This window comes from Nocardioides sp. P4_G4, assembly GCF_056401085.1.
On sequence record NZ_JBFUKA010000140.1, the window covers coordinates 1 to 7,092 of the forward strand.

A 7,092-nucleotide genomic window follows, 5' to 3' on the forward strand; every position below is an offset into this window, starting at 1 on the left:
GGCTGCGATCGCCCGGGACAGTGGGACGTGCTGGCTCGCGTCGCTCGCGGCGCGCTTCAGGAGCCGGGCCGCCAGGGTGCCGCGGCCCTCCCGGAGGGCGACCTGCGCTGCCCGCCACCGGCAGTACGCCGCGTCGTGGGGGCGGCGGAGCCGGTCCCACTCGCGCACAGCGTCCGACCAGTGCTCAAGGTCAGGAGCTCCGACCAGCCTCGACATCTCGGCGTGCCACGACGCCTCGTGGGCCAGGGCATCGGCGAAGACGGACGCACTCCCGAACGGGACGGGCTGCATCCGTCCCAGGATGCCGCGCAGCTCGTCGTCGAGCTCCTCACGCCCACGTCCCGGGCGGGGACGAGTCCCGGACGCCGCCATGTCGGCCGCAGCGCGCGCCGCCAGCACCAGATGGGGTCCGGCGAACTGCGAGGATCCGGTGGATGCGGCCTCGTCGATCAGGGGCAGCAGGGCGTCGAGGGCTTGAGCAGGCTCCCCCCGCCACAGGTCGATGACCGCCGAGATCGACAGCGTCTCCAAGCGATAGGCCAACGAGGGATTGGGTGCCATGACCACCGAGCCGGCCCGGTCGGCGGCGTCATCGAGACGCCCGCGTACGGCGTCCAGGTGTGCCTTCTCGACCTGGACCGGCCACTGCTCGCCCGCCACGGGCTCGGTGCAGGCAGGATCGATGATGGCGGCCGCCGCGGCGACGTCGCCCGCACGCGTCAACGCCTCCGAGATGTTCGACCTCAGCAGGGCCACGGCGAAGATGGACGTCTCCCAGGTCCGCGCGGCGTCCATGCCACGGCGTGCTGCCTCGATGACGTCGCCGGCACTGCCGCCGCACTTCAGGATGATGTCGGTCGCGAACACCCCGAGCCGGATGTCGCCGGTCGGGTCGGGCTCGGACGTCACCAGTGCTGCGGCCTCGGCGATGCGCTCGAGCGCTGCGTCACGTCCCCCCAGCATCGCCTCCTGCCAGGCCTGCTCGGCGCGAACCGATCTCAGGGTCCTGATGTCGCCGATCGTGAGGCACGCGTCCGCGGCGGCCGCCATGTCCTCCGCGGCCTCGTCCCACCGCCCCCGGGCGCCCAGCAGCGACGCACGGCGCGCCAGCGCCAGGGCCAGCTCGGTGGTCGGCGCGAGACGTCGATAGATGTCGATGGCCTGCTCGACCAGGTCCAACGACTCCGCCGGGCTGACCGTGCCCATACTGCGGGCGCCGGCCCGGAAGTACAGGTCGGCCCGCGGCTTGCTTGCCAGATCATCCGGATCAGCGAGGTCGTCGAGGTGCTCGAGGGCCTGCTGGACGAGCCACATCGAGTCTTGGGCGCGCCCCACGTCCCAGACCGCGTCGATCCCCTCGCAGTAGACCTCGCCGAGGCTGGGGCCGCCGGGATCGCGATGCCCCGACGCGTAGAGCTCGAGGACGCGAAGCCACTGCTCGGCCTCCTCGTTCGCCGCGTAGCGGTCCGCGGCCGCACGAGCCGCAGCGATCCGCCAGACGACCTCCTGGTCGGGGACGGCTGCACGCTGCCAGTGGGTGGCGACCTCGGCAGGCTCCGGCTCGCAGGTCTCGGCCAGGGCGATGGCGAGACAGCGGTGCAGCGCGGCCGCCTCTCCGGCGACCAGGCGGCGGCGGATCGCCTCGGCGAGCAGGGGGTGACGCAGCTGGGCCAGATCCTGCTCGTCGTGCGGGGCGAGGAGCAACCACCGCGACAGCTCGTGGAGTCCCTGGCCCACTGCCTCCTGGGACAGGGCGCCCGCGCGTCGCACGACGTCGGCCGGCAGCCCTCGATCTGCGACCCCGAGCACCCGTGCGACGGACCACGCCGACTCGCCGAGGCCCACCAGCCGGGCCTCCAGCAGGTCGCCCAGCAGCGCGGGCAGCGGTTGATCGGCGTCGGCCACGCCGGCCAGTTGCTCGGTGAACAGCGGCAGGCCCCGACTGCGCTCGTGGACCGTCGCCACGACCTCCGGCGACGGCGGCCGGCCGAGCACCAAGGCCAGCTGCTGGGTGGTCTCCTCGCTGGTGAGCGGGGCCAGGGAGAGCACGGCAGTCGTGGCGAGACGACGCACGCGTCCCAGCCACGCGGCCGAGGAGTCCGCCGTGCGCGGGTCGTCGGTCCTGAAGGAACCCAGCACGGGCACCGGAAGTCCGCGTGCGGCCAGGTGCTCGATCAGGTCCAGCGTGGCTGCGTCCCCCCAGTGCAGGTCCTCGATGACGAGGGCGAGGGGCTTCAGGTCGCCGAGCGCCTTGAGGGTGGCGCCCACGGCGGCGAACAGCCGCTGGCCGGACCAGTCGTCCTGCGGTTGCGGGTCGGTGTCGACGATGCGCTCGACCTCGGGCACGAGCCGCTGGACCGACCCCGCGACATAGGGGGCGGAGTGGGCCAGTGCTTCGGCGAACCAGCCGCCGCCGTCGCTCTCGTAGGCGCGCCGCAGCGCGTCGGCGAACGGAAGCAGCGGAACGGCGGTGGAGAGGGGCAGGCAGTGGCCGGTGGCGACGAAGGTGTCTGTGGTCTGCGCTGCGGTGGTGACGAGCTTTGTCTTGCCGATGCCGGCCTCGCCGGTGACGAGGAGGAGGCCGGTGCCGGTCTCGAGGTGGCGTCGTACGGCGGTCAGCTCGGCGGTGCGTCCGGCGATCCGGGGGGTGCCGGGGTCGGTGCCGTCGGTGGGATCGGTGGTGGCGGCGAGCCAGAGGTCGTGGAAGGTGGTGGGGTCGCCGTCCATGGCCTCGACGAGGAGCTCGAGGGTGCCCCAGGTGGGGATCGCCGGTGAGGAGAAGGTCTTGGAGACGGTGGTGTGTGAGACCCCGGCCTCGCGGGCGAGGGTGCGCAGGGACGGCCAGCCGGCGCGGTGGTGGAGGTCGTGGAGGGCTGCGACGAGGTCGCGGTGCGGGCCGGGTGGCAGGTCGGGGCGGGGGAGTGCGCTCATCGTGCACCTGCGGCGGTGGCCGCGATCGCGCTGGACAGCGGGACGTGCTCGTGGGCGTCGGTGGCCGCGCGGCGGAGCAGTCGTGCGGCCAGGGTGCCCTGCCCGTCGCGGAGTGCGGCCTGGGCGGCGCGCCAGCGGCAGTACGCCGCGTCGTGGCGCCGGGTGAGCGCGTCCCACTCCGTGGCCGCCCGGCCCCAGGGCTCGACACCGGCGGCGCCGCCGAGCCGGGCCATCTCGGCGGTCCAGGTGAGCCCATGGGCGTGGCGGTCGGCGGGCACCCGGCCGGCCTCGAGGAGGTCGCTGCGCGCCCGGGCGCGGAGGTCCGTCAGTCGACGGTGCGAACCCCGCCGGTCGGCGACCCGCACCGCGTCGGGGGCCCGCGGGCAGTCGGGTCCGAGGTCGGCGGCCGCACGGGCCGCGCGCGACAGCAGTCCGGTCTGGAAGACGTCGAGCTCCGTGGGGAGCAGCCGTTCGAGCAGTCCGGTGAGCAGGTCGAGCGCCCGGGCGGGCTCGCCCGACCAGAGCAGGAGCTCCGAAGCCGGGTACACGACCTCGCTCCGATTCAGCAACGACGAGAGCGGGATGGCAGCCAGAGCCTCGAATCCGGTCGCGGCAGCCGCCAGGTCGCCCGCGAGCATCTCGATCTGAGCCCGCTCGAGGTAGAGCCAGAAGTGGTCGTGGTCGATCGGCGCCCGGGTGGCCGCCATGATCGGCCCGGCAGCCCGCGACGGCCGCCCCTCGAGCAGGTGGGCCTCGGCGACGTTGGACGCGAGGGCGGCGACGACGTAGGTGTCGATCGCCCACTCCCGGGCGATCGCGAGCGCGGGGGCGGCTGCCTCCGCGACCGACGAGGCGGGTGCGGACGTCTTCAGGAGCATGTCGGTCACCACCAGGGCGTGGAAGATGTCGCGGAACGGGTCGCTGGTGTCCCGTCCCACGCGCTGCGCACGCTCGACCAGCGCCCAGCCGGTGGCCGGATCGGCGTACATCACCTCGTGCCACGCCTGGGTCAGGAGGGCCCGCACGTGGCCGTCGACGTGCCCGACGTCCTCACAGATCGCGGCTGCCCGCACGACCCGGTCGGCGGCGTCGGCCGGACGACCCTGGTGCCGGAGGTGACCGGCCAGCTCGAGCAGGAGATCGGCCTGCGCGGCACTCGTGGGCAGTCGCTCGTACTCGGCCAGCGCCTCCTCGAGCAGCTCCATGGCTGCCCGCGAGTCGGTGTAGCCGCGGGTGGCCCCCAGCGTCGTCAACAGTCGAGCCCGATCGAGCCCGGCCACGCCGGCGAGCCGCACCGCCGCCTCCTCCATGAGCACCGCCGCGTCCTCACCCCGTCCGCTGTCGTCCAGCGCGCCGGTCGCCGCGCAGTAGGCCTGGCACAGCGTGAGACCGTGCCGCACCGAGAGTGGGCTCTCCTCCCACAGCGCGATCACGCGCAGCCACGCGTCCGCCTCCTGGCGGGTGGCGAACCGGGCATGTGCCTGCTCGGCCGCGAGGATCCGCCACTCGATCTCCCGGTCGGGCTGGTCCGCCGCCTGCCAGTGGGACGCAACCTCGGCTGCCGGTACCTCCTTCCACCCACCCATGGCGGCTCCCATGACGCGGTGGGCCTCGATGGCCTCGGGCAGGACGGTGCTGCGACGCACGGCCTCGGCGAGCAGCGGGTGTCGCAGCTGGACGTCGAGCCCGGGCGCCGCGAGCAGGCGCCGGGCCGCCAGCTCCCGCAACCCGTCCGCCAGCGGCCCCTGCTGCAGCGAGGACACCTCGCGCAGCTGGGCGTCGGTGAGCGCGCGGTCCGCGATCGCCAGGGTGCGCGCCACGACGCGCGCCGACTCGCCCAGGCCGTCCAGGCGTCGGTCGAGCAGGTCACCGAGCAGCCGGGGGAGCGGTGCGTCGTCGTCGATCTGCGCAGCCAGCTGCTCGATGAAGAGCGGCTGGCCGAGGGCCCTGCGGTGAATCCGGTCGACCATCTCGTCGCTCGGGGTCCCCTCCTGCAGCAGGGCGAGCAGTGCGGCCGTGCCGTCGCGGTCCAGCGGTGCCAGCTCGAGCGTGTCGACGTTCGACCGGCGACGCATCCGCGTCCACCACTCGGTCCTGTCGGCCGGCGTYGCGCCATCGTCGCTGCGCCAGGTGCCGACGATGGCGATGTCAGGGTCGTGGACGACGAGGTGCTCCACCAGGTCCAAGGTGGCGGGGTCGCCCCAGTGCAGGTCCTCCAGGAGCAGCGCCAGGGGACGCGACCGGTTCAGTGCGGCGAGCGCCAGGCCGAGCGCGGCGAAGAGCCGCTGACGTGCCCAGGCGTCATCACCCGCCGGCGGGGGCCTACCCGACCCGTCCAGCTCGGGCAGCAGACGTGCGAGGGAGTCGGAGACGAAGCTCGACGCGTCGTCGAGCACCGCCCCGAGCCAGTGGCCCTCCTCCACCCGGTTGACCTCGCGGAGGAGGTCCGCGATCGGCATGAAGGGCACCTCCGCAGCCAAGGGCAGGCAGTGACCGGTCGCGACGAAGGTCGCGGTGGCATGCGTGGCTGTGTCGACCAGCCGAGTCTTGCCGATACCGGCCTCGCCGGTGACGAGAAGGAGTCCGCTGCCGGTCTCGAGATGGTGTCGTACGCCGGCCAGCTCGAGCGTGCGTCCGGCGATCCGAGGCTCGGTGGGACCGGTGCCGTTGGTGGGACCGGTGCCGTCGGTGGGATCGGTGGTGGCGGCGAGCCAGAGGTCGTGGAAGGTGGTGGGGTCGCCGTCCATGGCCTCGACAAGGAGCTCGAGGGTGCCCCACGTGGGGGTCGCCGGTGAGGAGAACGTCTTGGAGACAGTGGTGTGGGAGACCCCGGCCTCCCGGGCGAGGGTGCGCAGGGACGGCCAGCCGGCGTGGTGGTGGAGGTCGTGGAGGGCTGCGACGAGGTCGTGGTGCGGGCCGGGTGGCAGGTCGGGACGGGGGAGTGAGCCCATGCCGCCTCCGATCGCCGAGAACCCGAGACTCGCGACTCCAGAGTCCACCCGTGCCCCGCGACTGTCCACCCGGTTACGGCACCCGGAGATCGCCCGGCGATCGCTCGTGGACCGCTCGTGCGTGCGGCCCCGTTTCCACCTCACCGGCACAATCGGGTACACGGGCGAGGGACGGGGCAGACGTGCGGCGACCAGGGAACGGGATCGCGCTCGCGGCCGCGCTCGTCGTCCTCCTCGTCCCGGCGGGCTGCACCTCGACCGCACCCGATCCGCCGGACGCTCCGGACGCCGCGCCGCGCGAGGCGGCCACCCTCGACGAGGCCTCCGGTGAGATCACCCTGGCCTTCGCGGGCGACGTGCACTTCGAGGCCCACCTCCGGCGGCTGCTGCGGCGTCCCGGTGGCGGCTTGGGACCGATCGCCGCCACGCTGCGCGACGCGGACGTCGCGATGCTCAACCTGGAGACCGCGGTCACCGATCGGCGTCGTCGCGACCCCAAGGAGCTCGAGGCCGCCGACGACCGCTACCACTTCCGGGCCCCCGACCGTGCCTTCGACGTGCTCGCCGGCGCCGGTGTCGACGTGGTGAGCGTCGCCAACAACCACGTGGGCGACTACGGTGCCGCCGGGCTGGCCGACACGCTCGCCGCCGCTCGCGGCACGGTGGAGGTCGTCGGCGCCGGCAGCGACGAGGCCGCGGCCTTCAGGCCGTACCGGGTGACGAAGGGCGGGATCGACCTCGCCTTCCTCGCGGCCGACTCGGTGTTCCGCGAGGGCAGCAGCGACGTGTGGGCGGCCGGGTCCGACAACGCGGGCGTGGCCGCCGCGCGCGAGGCCGAGCCGGCAGCGCTGCTGCGGGCCGTCCGCTCGGCCGCCGCGGTCGACGACGTCGTCGTCGTCTACCTGCACTGGGGACGCGAGTACCAGTCCTGCCCCACGCAGCGGCAGCGGCTCCTCGCCCGCCAGCTCGCCGAGGCCGGGGCCGACGTCGTGGTGGGCAGCCACGCCCACGTGCTGGGCGGCGCCGGCTGGTCGGGCGACACCTATGTCGGCTACGGGCTCGGCAACTTCCTCTGGTACCACGACCGCCAGCCCGACACCGGCGTCCTGTCGCTGCGCGTGGACCGTGACGGGGTCGTCGACGACGCGTGGACGCCGGCTCGGATCGCCGCCGGCGGGCGCCCGCGGCCCGTCGCCGGCCCGGCCCGCGG

General features: G+C 74.1%; 3 protein-coding genes. 1 reads left to right on the plus strand and 2 read right to left on the minus strand.

What is annotated here, in order from left to right; genetic code table 11:
- Together AC1DQF_RS20760 and AC1DQF_RS20765 are read right to left on the minus strand one after the other, a co-directional pair.
- Positions 1–2,931: ATP-binding protein (locus AC1DQF_RS20760; RefSeq protein WP_477527127.1), on the minus strand; the 2,931-nt coding region annotated here is incomplete at its 3' end.
- A complete protein-coding gene (locus tag AC1DQF_RS20765; protein WP_477527128.1) occupies positions 2,928–5,882 on the minus strand; it encodes an ATP-binding protein in 2,955 nt (984 codons plus the stop codon). The genes AC1DQF_RS20760 and AC1DQF_RS20765, both read right to left, overlap by 4 nt.
- A gap of 182 nt (positions 5,883–6,064) precedes the next feature.
- On the opposite strand from AC1DQF_RS20765, the gene AC1DQF_RS20770 reads away from it, so the two are divergent.
- Positions 6,065–7,092: CapA family protein (locus AC1DQF_RS20770; protein WP_477527129.1), on the plus strand; the 1,028-nt coding region annotated here is incomplete at its 3' end.